Genomic DNA, 12940 nt, shown 5'->3' with positions numbered 1-12940 from the left:
CGGTCAGTTACACCGCGTATCACGCCAAGCCCCGCAAAATGGCGGTTATCTTAAAGCAAAACGGCGACCATTGGCCGCCGTTTAGTGCTTCGTCGAGGAATTAGACGACAGGCGCCGGCTCAGGCGCCGCCGAAGGTTTCGGCAGCGACGAGAGGAACGCCATGATCAGCGCCGCGACGTAAGGCAGCGACTGCACCAGCAGCATCGCCACCCAGAAGCGCATGTCGTTGCTCGGAATGCCTTGCACCAGGTAGATCCCCAGCGCCGCGCCCCACAGCAGCAACATGATGAACAGCTCTTCCCGCGCTTCGGAAATCGCCACCCAGAAGCCATGGTTGTCGGCGTTTTTCGGTGTGCGGAAGAACGGAATGCTGCTGGTGAAGAAGCCGTACAGCACCGCTTTGGCGATGGTGTGCGACAACGCCAGCCCGGCCAGCGCCGCGCAGAACGCATCCTTGAGGTTCACGCCGACGGCGCGACGGTACAGGAAGATGATCTTGCCGACCTTGAACACGAACAGCGCCAACGGCGGGATCGCGAAAATCAGCAGCGGCGGATCGACCCGTTGCGGCACGATGATCATCGCCGCCGACCACAACAGCGCGCCGACGGTGAAGAAGATGTTCATGCCGTCCGCGACCCACGGCAACCAGCCCGCAAGGAAGTGGTAACGCTGACCACGGGTCAGCTCGGTGTCCTTGCCGCGCAACAGGCTGCCGGTGTGGCGTTTGATGATCTGGATCGCGCCGTAAGCCCAGCGGAAACGCTGTTTCTTGAAGTCGATGAAGGTATCCGGCATCAGGCCCTTGCCGTAACTGTCGTGGTAATACGCCGCCGACAGGCCTTTTTCGAACACGCGCAGACCCAGTTCGGCGTCTTCACAGATGCACCAGTCGGCCCAGCCCAGTTCTTCCAGAACCGAGCGGCGGGTCATGGTCATGGTGCCGTGCTGGATAATCGCGTCACGGTCGTTGCGGGTGACCATGCCGATGTGGAAGAAGCCTTTGTATTCGGCGTAGCAGAGCTTCTTGAAGGTGCTTTCGTTCTGGTCGCGGTAATCCTGCGGCGACTGCACCACGGCGATTTTCGGATCGGCGAAGTGCGGCACCATGTGCTTGAGCCAGTTCGGGTGCACGCAGTAGTCGGAGTCGATCACCGCGATCACTTCGGCGTCCTTGGCGGTGTGCGGAATCAGGTAGTTCAGCGCGCCGCCCTTGAACCCGGCCAAGGGCGAGACGTGGAAGAACTTGAAGCGCGGCCCCAGGGTTTCACAGTAGTCGCGCACCGGCTCCCAGACGGCGGGGTCTTTGGTGTTGTTGTCGATGATCAGGACTTCATAGTCCGGATAATCGAGGGCAGCCAAGGCATCGAGGGTCTGTTTGACCATGTCTGGCGGCTCGTTGTAGCAGGGCACGTGAATCGAGACTTTCGGTCGATAGTCCGAATCACCGATCACCGGCAGGAATTCGCGTCGCCGCTTGTGAATCCACACCGCTTCGGCCAGTTCATGGGCCTCGGTGAGCAGCACGATAAATACCCCGAGCGCACCCAGCGCCAAGAGGAAACCCACGGTCAGACTGAACCAGGTGCTGTATTGCTGGCTGTAGTCGTAGCCGATCCACACCAGCACCGAACCGCAGAGAAACGCGATAAAGGTCAGGAAGGTACGGCCGCGCTGACGCAGGGCCGAACCGTCGATCATCAGCAGGGTCAGCGACAGCAACGCCAGCACCACCGAACCGATGGCCAGTACGCGCCATTGCGGGATCGCCACCACCGGGCCTTCGAAGTTGAACTTCTGCTGACGCGCGGCATTGAATACGCCCCAGTAGGCGCCCACCGAACCTTCGTCACTGGCCTTCCACGGCTGGTCGAAGGCTTCGATCACGAAGTAGTTGAAGCCCTGACGGTTAAGTTTGTTGACCAGCGTGCGCAGGTAAATCGCCTGATCCGCCGGCGACGCATCGGCGCCACCGCGCATGCGACCGTTGCTCGGCCAGCCGACCTCGGACAGCAGCAGCGGTTTTTTCGGGAACAGCTTTTTCAGGTCGCGGGCGCGGTCGAAGACGAACTGCCCGGCCTTGTCCACGGGAATGAATTCCCAGTAGGGCAGGACGTGCGCCGCGATCAGGTCGACGTGCTTGGCCAGCTCCGGGTGTTCTTCCCAGACGTGCCATTGCTCGGAGGTGGTCACCGGCACCTTGACGGCCGCCCGCACGCGATCAAGCAGCACGCTCAGTTGTTCGGCGGTGATTTCCTTGCGGAAGATCGCTTCGTTGCCGACCACCACGCGAACCACGCTGCGCGAAGTGTTTGCCAGTTCGATGGCACGCTGGATTTCCCGCTCGTTGCGTTCCTGGTCAGGGCTGATCCAGATCCCCAGCGTCACGCGCAGACCGAATTCTTCCGCCAGTTTCGGGATGTCCTGCAGCGAACCGTCGACCGAGTAGATGCGGATGTTGTCCGTCAGCTTGCTCATGATCTCCAGGTCGCGGCGCATTTCATCGTCAGTCGGATACTGATCCTTCTGTGGGAATTGTCCCTGTTGGAATGGCGAATAGGAGAAACCGGAAATCTGCTCCGGCCAGTTGGGCGCGGAGACCGGGCGGTTGATCAGCGCCCAGAAACCGGTGAACAGGGCGGCGATTGCCAGAACCACCACCAGGTTGAGACCAAATTTACGCGATGACATAGCTATTTCGGGTTCCAAAGGCTGTGGAACGAAGGAACGGATCGGCTTACGCCAAAAGGGCGCGAATCCTACACCGGCACTCCACTAGTCGTACACCAGACAAGGAAATGCCGGATATTGGGCATCCGACTTTGACTTAAGTTCTTACACTTTTAGCTCGAAGGTTAAAACTTGTCGCTGCGTAGCCCTATAATGCGCGCCGGTTTTTGGGGTAATGGTCATGAGTACAGAAGATCCACGGTTTGCAGGCATCGCCCGTTTGTATGGCATCGAGGGTCTCGAGCGCCTGCGCGCGGCCCATGTGGCGATCGTTGGCGTCGGTGGCGTCGGCTCCTGGGCGGCGGAAGCCATGGCCCGCTGTGGTGTCGGCGAGATTTCGCTGTTCGACCTCGACGACGTCTGCGTCAGCAACGCCAACCGGCAGTTGCATGCGCTGGACAGCACCGTTGGCAAACCCAAGGTCGAAGTGATGGCCGAGCGCCTGCGCGGGATCAACCCGGACTGCACGGTGCACGCCGTGGCCGATTTCGTCACCCGCGAGACCATGGCCGAATACATCACGCCGAACATTGACTGCGTGATCGACTGCATCGACGCGGTCAACGCCAAGGCTGCGCTGATTGCCTGGTGCAAGCGGCGCAAGATCCAGATCATCACCACCGGCGGTGCGGGCGGGCAGATTGATCCGACGTTGATTCAGGTGTGCGACCTGAACCGTACGTTCAACGATCCACTGGCTTCAAAAGTGCGTTCGACCTTGCGTCGCGACTATGGCTTCTCGCGCACCGTGACCCGCCATTACAGCGTGCCGTGCGTGTTCTCCACCGAACAGCTGCGCTATCCGAAACCGGACGGCAGTATCTGTTTGCAGAAGAGTTTTGTCGGCGATGGCGTGAAGCTCGACTGCGCCGGCGGGTTTGGCGCGGTGATGATGGTGACGGCGACATTCGGCATGGTCGCGGCGACCAAGGCGGTGGACAAGATTGTGGCGGGTGTCCGGCGCCCGGCGGATCGGCTCAAGCCTCAGGTTTGATGTCGGGGCTTATGGCCTCATCGCTGGCAAGCCAGCTCCCACAGGTATTTGGTTGGTTCACTGCATTTGTGAAGACCATAGAACACTGTGGGAGCTGGCTTGCCAGCGATGGCGATTAACCTGCCAACTCATTCATCCGCTGAAGTACGGCATTGAGGCCATTAGTGCGCGAAGGCGAGAGTTGCCGCGAAAGCCCCAGTTCGTTGAACCAGTCCGGCAGATCCACTTGCTGCAATTCAGCAGCGCTCAGACCATTGACCCGCAACAGCAACAACGCCACCAACCCGCGAATCATCCGCGCATCACTACTTGCCAAAAACTGCCAGTGGCCGTCATTTAGCGAGCCCAGCAACCACACCTGGCTTTCACAACCATGCACGCGGTTGGCGTCGTTTTTATCTGCATCGTCCAGCGGTGGCAGGCGATCGCCAAACTGCATCAGCAACCGCGCACGCTGTTCCCAACCGGCGGCATTCTGAAAAGTGTGCAGCGCTTCGGCAGCGGCGGGCGGCAGACTCATCGCAACAACTCCAGCGCCTGATCCAGCGCTTCGAAGAAGCGTTCCAGATCCTCGGAATCGTTGTACAACGCCAGCGAAACACGAATCGCCCCGGCCAGCTCCAGGCTTTTCAGCAACGGCATGGCGCAGTGATGCCCGGCGCGCACGGCAATGCCTTGCTCGGTCAGCAGGTGCGCCAGATCGGCGTTGTGCACGCCTTCGACGACAAAACTGGCCAACGCCAGTTGCGGCTTGCCCAGCAGACGGATGCCATTGCGAGCGTGCAGGCCCTTGAGCAGATAGTCATGCAGCGCCGCTTCGTGCGCGGACACTGCGTCCTGGTCCAGGCCGGCCAGGTAGTCGAGGGTCGCACCGAGGCCGATCACGCTGGCGATCGGCGGCGTACCCGCCTCGAAACCCAGCGGAGCAGGGCGAAAACGTGAATCGTGATAATTGGCTTCCAGCACCATTTCGCCGCCGAACTGCCAGGGCTTCAGTTGCTCAAGCGCCTTGTTGCGCCCGAACAGCACGCCGAGGCCATCGGGGCCGTACAGCTTGTGGCTGGAAAACACATAGAAGTCACAACCCAGCGCCTGCACGTCGTGGCGACCGTGCACCACACCTTGCGCACCATCGACCACGGTCAGGGCGTTCTGTGCCTTGGCCATGCCCAATAGCGCTGGCAATGGCTGCCAGGCACCGAGCACATTGGATAACTGACTGACCGCCAGCAAACGTGTACGCGGCCCGATCAGATGCACGGCGGCCGTGAGGTCGATCAAACCGGCGTCATCCAGCGGCAGGATCACCAGTTTCAGGTCGCGCCGCTGCGCCAGTTGCTGCCACGGCAGCAGGTTGGCGTGATGCTCCAGGGCGCTGATGACAATTTCATCGCCCGGGTGGAAAAGATGCTCCAGGCCATAGGCCAGGAGATTCAGCGCACTGGTGGCGCCGTGGGTGAAGATGATCTGCCCGCTGTCACCGGCATTCAGCCACTGGGCCACCTTGAGCCGACTGTCTTCGAACGCCTGCGTCGCGTGAGCGCCGGGCAGGTGCTGCGCACGATGCACATTGGCCGCGCCGTTGGCGTAGTAATGCGTCAGTGCGTCAAGCAGGGCTTGCGGTTTTTGCGTGGTGGCGGCGTTGTCCAGATAGGTCTGGTCTTGCCGTTGCAGGGCGGCGATGGCCGGAAAGTCGGCGCGCCAGGGGGAGGGAATCATCATTTGTTCAGCCCTGTGAACTTGGGCGGGATGTACACAAGACACTGTGGGAGCGAGCCTGCTCGCGAAGGCGTTCTTGAATACGCCAAAAGCTTCGCGAGCAAGCTTGCTCCCACAGGAGGTCGATGTGCTGCTTAGTTGTGAGCGTGCAGCGCTTCGTTCAGCTCGATTGCCGATTTGTGGGTTTTGCACTCCACGGCACCGGTTTCCGAGTTGCGACGGAACAGCAGGTCAGTCTGGCCGGCCAGCTCACGCGCCTTCACCACCTTGACCAGGTTGTTGTGCTCGTCCAGCAGTGCCACCTTGGTGCCGGCGGTCACGTACAGGCCCGACTCGACGGTGTTGCGGTCGCCCAACGGGATACCGATACCGGCGTTGGCACCGATCAGGCAGCCTTCGCCGACCTTGATCACGATGTTGCCGCCACCCGACAGGGTGCCCATGGTCGAGCAGCCGCCGCCCAGATCCGAGCCCTTGCCGACGAACACGCCAGCGGACACGCGGCCTTCGATCATGCCCGGGCCTTCGGTGCCGGCGTTGAAGTTGATGAAGCCTTCGTGCATTACGGTGGTGCCTTCGCCCACGTAGGCACCCAGACGCAGACGCGCAGCGTCAGCGATGCGCACGCCGGCCGGAACCACGTAGTCGGTCATTTTCGGGAACTTGTCCACCGAGAACACTTCCAGCAGCTCGCCGCGCAGGCGGGCTTCGAGTTGCATCTCGGCCAGTTCGCTCAGGTCGATCGCGCCCTGGCTGGTCCAGGCCACGTTCGGCAGCAGCGGGAAGATCCCGGCCAGGCTCACGCCGTGCGGCTTGACCAGACGGTGGGACAGCAGGTGCAGCTTGAGGTAGGCCTCAGGTGTCGAGGTCAGCTGTGCGTCTTCGGCCAGCAGGGTGGCGACCAGCGGCTTGTGGCTCTCGGCCAGACGGGTCAGCAGCTTGCCTTGCACGGCGTCGATGCCTTTGACCGCTTCGGCCAGTTGCGCAGCCTGCGCGGTGGTGAAGGCGATGGCCTGGTTGCCTTCGGTGTAGCCGAGGATCGGCGCAACAGCGGCGACCAGTTCGGCCGACGGGTTGAGCAGTGGCTGGGCGTAAAACACTTCCAGCCACGCGCCTTGACGGTTCTGAGTGCCGACACCAAAGGCGATGCTGAACAGGGATTTGGACATGTGAATACCTCTAGCAATAAGTGACGGGCTGCTTACTGGAGTGCAGCCGCGTAGATGTCTGGCTTGAAGCCAATCAGGGTTCGGTCACCGAGATCGAGCACCGGGCGCTTGATCATCGAGGGTTGAGCGAGCATCAGTTCGATGGCTTTCGACTGGTCGAGATCGGCTTTACGTTCGTCGTCGAGTTTGCGAAAGGTCGTGCCTGCACGGTTCAACACCGTTTGCCAGCCGTGCTCGTCACACCATTGAGTCAGGTGCTCACGGTCGATACCGGCGGTTTTGTAATCATGAAAGTCGTAGCTGACAGCGTGTTCATCGAGCCAGGTGCGCGCCTTCTTCATGGTGTCGCAGGCTTTGATGCCGAAAAGGTGCAACGTTTTACTTGAAACGGTCAAGGAATCGCCCCCTTTACAGGTGCTGGAGAAAAATGGTGTCGGATTATGCCATGACCAAACCGGTTCGCGGCGCCTCAGGTCGATTTGGCAATGCAAAACCCTGTGGGAGCGAGCTTGCTCGCGAAGCGGCCGTGTCAGTCAAAATCTCTGTTAATGACACACCGTATTCGCGAGCAAGCTCGCTCCCACATTGGTGCGGCGTGTACGCGTGCGACATAGGTGCAAACGCCAGACGCATCCTAAGCGGCTAATATGGCAGTTCAACGCTGTCGATCGTCTGAGATTTCCGCTTTATGCAAACCGCTTATACCGTCCTGATCCTGCTGATGCTGGTCAGCGTCTCGCGGCTGGTCGGACGGGTCATCCCGCTGCCGCTTCCTCTGGTGCAAATCGCCGCTGGCGCCTTGCTCGCCTGGCCGACACTCGGTCTGCACGTGGCCCTTGATCCCGAATTGTTCCTGTTTCTATTCCTGCCGCCATTGTTGTTCTCCGACGGCTGGCGCATGCCCAAGCGCGAGTTCTGGCAGTTGCGCGGGCCGATTCTGACGCTGGCGGTCGGACTCGTTCTGTTCACCGTGGTCGGAGCGGGTTACTTCATTCACTGGCTGCTGCCGACGATTCCGCTGCCGGTGGCTTTCGCCCTGGCCGCTGTGCTGTCGCCGACGGATGCGGTGGCCGTCTCGGCGATTTCGCAGAACCGCTTGCCGACGCCACTGATGCACATGTTGCAGGGCGAGGCGCTGATGAACGACGCTTCAGGCCTGGTGACATTCAAGTTCGCCCTCGCTGCCGCAGTGACCGGGGTGTTTTCGCTGGCCAATGCCAGCCTGACGTTTGTACTGGTGGCGGTTGGTGGCCTGGCGGTGGGCGTTGCGCTGAGCTGGCTGGTCGGGCGCTTGCGTGCGTGGATGATCGCTCGCGGCTGGGATGATCCGGCCACCCACGTGGTGTTCATGTTACTGCTGCCTTTCGCGGCGTATGTGCTGGCCGAGCGGTTGGGCGCTTCCGGCATTCTTTCGGCGGTGGCGGCGGGGATGATGCAGAGCTGGCTCGATCTGTTGCCACGCCAGACCAGCACCCGCTTGCTCAATCGCAGCGTCTGGTCATTGCTGGAGTTTGCCTTCAACGGTTTGATCTTCCTGCTGCTGGGCCTGCAATTGCCGGACATCATCAAAGCCGTGGTCAGCCACGAGCCGACGTTGTGGCCGACGCTGTTCTATCGCTGCCTTGATGTTGTGGCGATTTTCCTCGCGCTGGTGCTGCTGCGGTTTATCTGGGTGCAGAGTATCTGGCGCTTGTCGGTGTTGCTGCGACGTTTGCGCGGCAAGGGCGAGCTGACGCAAGTGCCGACGGCGCGTTCCTGCTGGCTGTTGACTGTCGGTGGGGTGCGTGGAGCGGTGACGCTGGCCGGTGTGATGTCGGTGCCGATGCTGATGGGTAGCGAGGCGTTCCCCGAGCGTGACCTGCTGATCTTCATCGCCGCCGGGGTAATTCTGCTGTCGCTGATCTCGGCATGTATCGCGCTGCCACTGTTGCTGCGGGGCATCGAGAAAAGCCCGGATGACAAGCGCCGTCAGGAAGTGCGCGATGCCTGGCGCAAGACTGCCGAGGCGGCGATCCATGCGCTGGAAACCGAAGAGGTCGCCCCGCAGGACGCCGCTCAGGCGGCACTGTCGGCGGAACTGAAAGCGCGGATTATGTCCGAGTATCGCCATCAGCTTGAGGTTTTCAACGATTCCGCCGAAGCCCAGGCGCTGGCGTTTCAGATGGATCTGCTGGAGCGCCGGCTGCGTTTGAAGGCCCTACGGGCGCAGCGCCTCGAACTGTATAGCCTCAGTCGGCAGCATCAGATTGGCGATGACGTGTTGCGGGAGGTCTTGGGTGAGCTGGATTTGAGTGAGGCGAATCTGGGACAGGTCAAATAGCCTGCGGAGTTGCCCGCGCCAGAGCGTCTGGCGCGGGCAATCGGATGCTTACTTGTGCCGTGTGATGAAGGCGCGAATACGTTCCGCCGCTTCGACGCATTCAGCCAGTGGCGCAACCAGTGCCATGCGCACGCGACCGGCACCCGGGTTGACACCGTCTACGTCGCGGGACAGGTAGGAGCCGGGCACCACGGTCACGTGTTCTTCGGCAAACAGCTCCCGGCAAAACGCCGCGTCATCACCTTGCACGTTTGGCCACAGGTAGAAACTGCCATCCGGACGCTGCACATCCATCACCGGGCTGAGGATTGCCAGGACCGCGTCGAACTTCTCGCGGTACAGTGCACGGTTGGCGCGCACGTGCACTTCGTCGTTCCACGCGGCCACGCTGGCCAGTTGCGTTTGCACCGGCATCGCACAGCCGTGGTAGGTGCGATACAGCAGGAAGCCCTTGAGGATGTCGGCATCACCGGCAACAAATCCCGAGCGCAGGCCCGGCAGGTTGGAGCGTTTGGACAGGCTGTGGAACACCACGCAGCGCTTGAAATCCTTGCGGCCCAGTTCGACGCAGGCGCTGAGCAGGCCCGGCGGTGGGGTCTGTTCGTCGAAGTACAGTTCGCTGTAGCACTCGTCGGCGGCGATGACGAAGTCGTATTCGTCGGCCAGGGCGATCAGTTTTTTCAGCACATCGACCGGAATCAGTGCGCCGGTCGGGTTGCCCGGCGAGCACAGGAACAGGATCTGGCAGCGTTTCCAGATTTCTGGCGATACCGCGTCGAAGTCCGGGTTGAAGCCATTCTCGTCCAGGCATGGCAGGTAGTGCGGCTTGGCGCCGGCGAGAAACGCCGCGCCCTCGTAGATCTGATAGAACGGGTTCGGGCTGACCACCAGGGCGTCATCGCTACGGTTGACCACGGTCTGGGTGAAGGCGAACAACGCTTCACGGGTACCGTTGACCGGCAGCACATTACGCGCCGGGTCAATCCAGCCGCTCGGCACGCCGAAACGACGCTCGCACCAGCCAGCGATGGCTTCGCGCAGGGCCGGGATGCCGAGGGTGGTCGGGTATACCGCCATCTGATCCAGACTGTTGGCCAGCGCTTCGGCGACAAAGCTTGGCGAGCGATGTTTCGGCTCGCCGATCGACAGAGCGATCGGGCGTTTGTCCGGATTTGGCGTTACGGTGCCGAGCAGGGCGCGGAGCTTTTCGAACGGGTACGGCTGGAGCTGGTTCAGAGCGTTGTTCATTGGGGAAGGGTCTCTCGCAAAGCCATTTGAATCCGGGGCGCCATCAGATACTGATGCGCGACAATTTGATATCGGGTTCCTGATTGACGCTCAGTTGCTCAACGATCGCATCCTGCAGACGGCTGCACAGCAACGGGTCGGACAATGGTTGGTTGTGGGCGTCGGTGATGAAGAACACGTCTTCCACCCGCTCGCCCAGGGTCGCAATCTTGGCGTTCTGCAGCGACAGGTCGAACTCGAGGAAAATCCCGCCGATGCGTGCCAGCAAACCTGGCCGGTCAGGCGCGGTCAGTTCCAGCACGGTCACCGGACGCTGGGCGTCGTTATGGATCGTCACCTGCGGTGCAAAGGCGAAGTGCTTGAGCTGGCGCGGGACCCGGCGCTGAATGATCGTCGGGTAGTCGTCCGGGTTGCGCAGGGCTTCGGTGAGGCCTTCGCGTATCTGCTTGATCCGCGCCGGGTTGTCACCGATGGATTCCCCGTCGTTGTCGAGCACAATGTAGGTATCGAGGGTGAACTGGCTGCTGGACGTGATGACCCGGGCGTCGTGAATGTTCAGGTTGAGCTGGTCCATTGCCGCCACGGTCACGGCGAAGAAGTCGTGTTGGTCCGGAGCATAAATGAAGATCTGCGTACCGCCCTCGAATTCGCGCTGGGTGGTTTCCTTGATCAGTACCAGCGGCCCGCCATCGGCCGGCTGCTGCAGGATCGCATCGCTGTGCCAGGCCACGTCGCCGGCGGTGTGCCGCAGGAAATAGTCATCGCCCAGCTGCGCCCACAATTGCTCGACGTCGTCCGGATCGGTGCCGCCGCGCACCAGAATATCCAGCGCAGCGCTTTGGGTCTGGCGGATCTGTTCCTCACGATCCACCGGGTTCTCCAGGCCGCGACGCAAGGCGCGCTTGGTCTCGGTGTAGAGTTGGCGCAACAGGCTGGCGCGCCATGAATTCCACAGGGTCGGGTTGGTCGCGTTGATGTCGGCCACGGTCAGCACGTACAGGTAGTCGAGGCGGGTTTCGTCGCCGACGGCCTGAGCGAAATCGTGGATCACCTGCGGGTCGGACAAATCCTTGCGCTGGGCAGTGGTCGACATCACCAGATGGTTTTGCACCAGCCAGACAATCAGGCGGCTGTCCCACACCGGCAATTGATGGCGCTGGCAGAACGCCTCGGCATCGACCGCGCCGATCTCCGAGTGATCGCCATGCCGGCCCTTGCCGATGTCGTGGTACAGCCCCGCCATGTAAATGAGTTCGGGCTTGGGCAGCTTGGCCATGAGCTTGGCCGCCAGCGGGAATTTTTCCGACACCTGGGTGTACTGCAACTTACGCAGATGTTTGATCAGGTTCAGGGTGTGCGCATCAACCGTATAGATGTGGAACAGGTCGTGCTGCATCTGCCCGACGATAAAGCCGAATTCCGGCAGGTAACGCCCGAGAATGCCGTAACGGTTCATCCGCCGCAGATTGCGGTGGATGCCGATCTTGCACTTGAACAGCTCGATGAACAGGCTGGTATTGCGGATGTCGTTGCGGAAATTGTCGTCGATCAGGTGACGGTTCTCCCGCAGCAGGCGAATGGTGTCTGCCCGTACGCCTTTGATTTCCGGCTGCTGGGCCATCAGCACGAAAATCTCGAGCATGGCGAACGGCGTGCGGCGGAACACGTTGTCGTTGCGTGCTTCGATATAGCCGTCATGCAGTTGGAAGCGCGAATTGATTGGCTGCGGCGGTGCTTCATCTTCGGGGGCGAGGATGACTTCCTCGAAATGCTGGATGATCAGGTCGCTGAGTTGAGCGATGCTCATCACGACGCGGAAATACTGTTGCATGAAGTTTTCGACGGCCTGCTTGGCGTCGTCACCTTCAAACCCCAGCAAACCGGCGATGGTGCGCTGATGATCGAACAGCAGGCGGTCTTCGGCGCGACCGGCGAGCATGTGCAGGGCGTAGCGCACCTTCCAGAGAAATTCCTGGGAGGAGGCCAGCAGTGCGTTTTCACTCTCGACCAGAAAGCCTTCGCCGGCCAAGGCGCGCAGGTTGAGGGTGCCGTATTGACGACGGGCCACCCACAGAATCGTCTGGATATCCCGCAGGCCGCCCGGCGAGCCTTTGACGTTGGGTTCCAGGTTGTACTCGGTGTCGTTGTATTTGTGGTGACGGGCCTTCTGTTCGGCGCGCTTGGCTAGGAAGAACTCCTTGGCCGGCCACATGTGCGCAGTGCTGGTGACGTCGAGCATGCGCTGGCGCAGATGCTCGGGGCCGCAGATGGTGCGGCTTTCCATGAGGTTGGTGACCACGGTCAGGTCAGCACGGGCCTCTTCGGCGCACTCGTCGACCGAGCGAACGCTCTGACCTACTTCCAGGCCGATGTCCCACAGCAAGGTCAGAAAACGCTCAATGGAATCACGGAAAACTTCGTGATCGGCGCTGTCCAGCAGGATCAGCAAGTCGATGTCGGAATAGGGATGCAACTCCCCCCGGCCATAACCGCCGACCGCAACCAGCGCGATGTCGGCGTCCTCGCTCCAGTTGAACTGCTCCCAGGCCTTTTGCAGGATATTGTCGACGAACCAGGCGCGGTCTTCGATCAGCCTGCGGATATCGCGGCCACTGCGAAAGCGCGCGTCGAGCACTTCGCGTGCCTGGCGGATCGCCTTTTTGAACGCCGCGATAGGACTCGCTTTCAGAGCCAGTTCTGCCTGGAACTGGCCGCGGTCGAAGAGTTCGGGATCCACCTGCGGCATCGGTTGGCTTTCC

9 protein-coding genes are annotated in these 12940 nt (G+C 61.2%); 2 read left to right on the top strand and 7 right to left on the bottom strand.

Annotation, left to right across the window (positions count from 1 at the left end; genetic code table 11):
* Positions 1 to 100: 100 nt before the first annotated feature.
* Positions 101 to 2692, bottom strand: a complete 2592-nt coding sequence (locus tag K5Y35_RS01905) for a glycosyltransferase (RefSeq protein WP_123465060.1) — start codon at positions 2690 to 2692, stop codon at positions 101 to 103.
* A 220-nt stretch (positions 2693 to 2912) separates the two neighbouring features.
* Here K5Y35_RS01905 and tcdA point away from each other — a divergent pair, with 220 nt between their 5' ends.
* Positions 2913 to 3725, top strand: coding sequence for a tRNA cyclic N6-threonylcarbamoyladenosine(37) synthase TcdA (tcdA, locus tag K5Y35_RS01900; protein WP_371921385.1), 813 nt, complete (start codon positions 2913 to 2915; stop codon positions 3723 to 3725).
* Between the two features lie 115 nt (positions 3726 to 3840).
* Here the strand turns inward: tcdA and K5Y35_RS01895 are convergent, their stop codons facing one another.
* The 4 genes from K5Y35_RS01895 to K5Y35_RS01880 form a co-directional block, all read right to left on the bottom strand.
* The gene (locus K5Y35_RS01895; RefSeq protein ID WP_222833571.1) at positions 3841 to 4245 is read right to left on the bottom strand and encodes a SufE family protein; all 405 of its coding nucleotides are present in this window, start codon (positions 4243 to 4245) and stop codon (positions 3841 to 3843) included.
* A complete protein-coding gene (locus tag K5Y35_RS01890) occupies positions 4242 to 5447 on the bottom strand; it encodes an aminotransferase class V-fold PLP-dependent enzyme (RefSeq protein WP_123465066.1) in 1206 nt (401 codons plus the stop codon). The genes K5Y35_RS01895 and K5Y35_RS01890 overlap by 4 nt, the downstream gene beginning before the upstream one ends.
* A 131-nt stretch (positions 5448 to 5578) precedes the next feature.
* On the bottom strand, positions 5579 to 6613 hold the full coding sequence (dapD, locus tag K5Y35_RS01885) for a 2,3,4,5-tetrahydropyridine-2,6-dicarboxylate N-succinyltransferase (protein ID WP_123465068.1): 1035 nt from the start codon (positions 6611 to 6613) through the stop codon (positions 5579 to 5581).
* 32 nt (positions 6614 to 6645) lie between these two features.
* A complete protein-coding gene (locus K5Y35_RS01880; protein WP_261991800.1) occupies positions 6646 to 6954 on the bottom strand; it encodes an arsenate reductase in 309 nt (102 codons plus the stop codon).
* A 347-nt stretch (positions 6955 to 7301) separates the two neighbouring features.
* Between K5Y35_RS01880 and K5Y35_RS01875 the strand changes: the two genes are divergently transcribed.
* Positions 7302 to 8933 (top strand): Na+/H+ antiporter, encoded by a 1632-nt coding sequence (locus K5Y35_RS01875; protein ID WP_123465072.1) that lies wholly within the window; start codon positions 7302 to 7304, stop codon positions 8931 to 8933.
* A gap of 48 nt (positions 8934 to 8981) precedes the next feature.
* On the opposite strand, the gene dapC is transcribed toward K5Y35_RS01875, so the two are convergent.
* Entirely contained in the window at positions 8982 to 10181 is a 1200-nt protein-coding gene (gene dapC, locus K5Y35_RS01870; RefSeq protein WP_222833570.1) for a succinyldiaminopimelate transaminase, read from the bottom strand.
* A gap of 43 nt (positions 10182 to 10224) precedes the next feature.
* Complete coding sequence (locus K5Y35_RS01865; protein WP_123465076.1) at positions 10225 to 12927, bottom strand: [protein-PII] uridylyltransferase; 2703 nt, start codon at positions 12925 to 12927, stop codon at positions 10225 to 10227.
* Positions 12928 to 12940 lie beyond the last annotated feature (13 nt).

Origin of the sequence: Pseudomonas sp. SC3(2021) (assembly GCF_019856535.1) — a bacterium.
Classification (GTDB): domain Bacteria; phylum Pseudomonadota; class Gammaproteobacteria; order Pseudomonadales; family Pseudomonadaceae; genus Aquipseudomonas; species Aquipseudomonas monsensis.
This window is presented reverse-complemented; position numbering and strand designations above follow the sequence as displayed.

Bases quoted from the DNA above. Each gene is read 5' to 3' on its own strand.
- K5Y35_RS01905 (WP_123465060.1), bottom strand. From the start codon at position 2,692: ATGTCATCGCGTAAATTTGGTCTCAACCTGGTGGTGGTTCTGGCAATC.
- tcdA (WP_371921385.1), top strand. From the start codon at position 2,913: ATGAGTACAGAAGATCCACGGTTTGCAGGCATCGCCCGTTTGTATGGC.
- K5Y35_RS01895 (WP_222833571.1), bottom strand. From the start codon at position 4,245: ATGAGTCTGCCGCCCGCCGCTGCCGAAGCGCTGCACACTTTTCAGAAT.
- K5Y35_RS01890 (WP_123465066.1), bottom strand. From the start codon at position 5,447: ATGATGATTCCCTCCCCCTGGCGCGCCGACTTTCCGGCCATCGCCGCC.
- dapD (WP_123465068.1), bottom strand. From the start codon at position 6,613: ATGTCCAAATCCCTGTTCAGCATCGCCTTTGGTGTCGGCACTCAGAAC.
- K5Y35_RS01880 (WP_261991800.1), bottom strand. From the start codon at position 6,954: ATGAAGAAGGCGCGCACCTGGCTCGATGAACACGCTGTCAGCTACGAC.
- K5Y35_RS01875 (WP_123465072.1), top strand. From the start codon at position 7,302: ATGCAAACCGCTTATACCGTCCTGATCCTGCTGATGCTGGTCAGCGTC.
- dapC (WP_222833570.1), bottom strand. From the start codon at position 10,181: ATGAACAACGCTCTGAACCAGCTCCAGCCGTACCCGTTCGAAAAGCTC.
- K5Y35_RS01865 (WP_123465076.1), bottom strand. From the start codon at position 12,927: ATGCCGCAGGTGGATCCCGAACTCTTCGACCGCGGCCAGTTCCAGGCA.